General features: G+C 72.0%; 1 protein-coding gene. It reads right to left on the bottom strand.

The features are described from left to right. Window positions 1-158: 158 nt before the first annotated feature. A complete protein-coding gene (gene rpe / locus IH13_RS0115280; RefSeq protein ID WP_031084749.1) occupies window positions 159-842 on the bottom strand; it encodes a ribulose-phosphate 3-epimerase in 684 nt (227 codons plus the stop codon). Window positions 843-1,102 lie beyond the last annotated feature (260 nt).

Genomic DNA, 1,102 nt, shown 5'->3' on the forward strand with positions numbered 1-1,102 from the left:
CACCAGCTCCGCGGGTCCCATCCGCATGGCTGACCGACCCGCCGAGATGCCAGACACCGCGATCTCCTCAACTCTCTACGCCCTCGATACGCCGGTCATCCTGTCAGATCCGGCGATCCCTGCTCCGGCCGGTGGGGCCGCGTTCATCCGCCCTTTGCTCAGTGGCCGCACGCCCAGGAGGCCCCGGCCGTGGCCGCGTCCGCCTGCGCGCGCAGTGCCCGTACCGCCTCGGCCGGGTCGTCCGCCCCGTACACCGCCGAGCCGGCCACGAACACGTCCGCGCCCGCCTCCGCGCACCGCTCGATCGTGGTGGCCGAGACGCCGCCGTCGACCTGGAGCCACAGTTCCAGCCCGTGCTTGGAGATCAGCTCACGGGTGCGGCGGATCTTCGGCAGCATGATGTCGAGGAACGCCTGGCCCCCGAACCCCGGCTCCACCGTCATGATCAGCAGCATGTCGAGCTCGGGGAGCAGATCCTCGTACGGCTCGACGGGCGTCGCGGGCCTGAGCGCCATCGAGGCGCGCGCCCCCTTCGCCCGGATCTCCCGCGCCAGCCGTACGGGCGCCGCCGCGGCCTCCACGTGGAAGGTGACGGAGCCCGCGCCGGCCTCGACGTACTGCGGGGCCCAGCGGTCCGCGTCCTCGATCATCAGATGGCAGTCCAGCGGGGTGTCCGTCGCCTTGCTCAGCGCCTCCACCACCGGCACGCCGAGGGTCAGGTTGGGGACGAAGTGGTTGTCCATGACATCGACGTGGAGCCAGTCGGCTCCCTCGACGGCCTTCGCCTCCTCGGCGAGACGCGCGAAGTCGGCGGACAGGATGCTGGGGTTGATCTGCGCCATGCACCAAGCCTGCCATGCTCCGGCCCACTTCCCCGCCTCGGTGCGCCCCAAAGCCTCACGGGATCATTACGGTTCGCACAATCCCGGCTTTTCGCCCCGCCCACGGGCGGGGCGCCGGTGCTCAGGCCGTGCGGCGCAGCAGGGCCAGGTACATCGCGTCGGTGCCGTGCAGGTGCGGCCACAGCTGGATGTCGGGTCCGTCACCCAGCGCGGGCACCCCCGGCAGCAGCGGGCGGGCGTCCACCCACTCCGCCTCGGCG

Origin of the sequence: Streptomyces sp. NRRL WC-3549 (genome assembly GCF_000721935.1) — a bacterium.
Classification (GTDB): Bacteria; Actinomycetota; Actinomycetes; order Streptomycetales; family Streptomycetaceae; genus Streptomyces.

Excerpts from the sequence above, each read along its gene's own strand:
- rpe (WP_031084749.1), bottom strand. The coding sequence starts at position 842 with ATGGCGCAGATCAACCCCAGCATCCTGTCCGCCGACTTCGCGCGTCTC.